1 pseudogene is annotated in these 237 nt (G+C 35.0%); it reads right to left on the bottom strand.

The window, feature by feature from the left end:
- A pseudogene (locus tag F1003_RS19225) lies at positions 1-237 on the bottom strand (preprotein translocase subunit SecY); the annotation flags it as partial.

Genomic DNA, 237 nt, shown 5'->3' with positions numbered 1-237 from the left:
TATAGATTGGATAAATGCTAAAGAAATTGCTAAATAACGAGTAACGTTATTTAACTTTCTTCTACCTACTTCACCTTGTTTTGCCCATTCTGAGAATTTAGGGACAATATCCATTTGTAATAATTGCATTACGATTGATGCAGTGATGTAGGGTACAATACCCATTGCAAAAATAGAAAATCGTTTCAAGGCTCCGCCACCAAAAGTATTTAATAACTCAGTGGCACCTTGAGAACC

Origin of the sequence: Winogradskyella ouciana, from assembly GCF_009709615.1 — a bacterium.
GTDB lineage: Bacteria > Bacteroidota > Bacteroidia > Flavobacteriales > Flavobacteriaceae > Winogradskyella > Winogradskyella ouciana.
The sequence above is the reverse complement of the archived record's forward strand: the minus strand, read 5'-3'. Positions and strand labels throughout refer to the sequence as shown.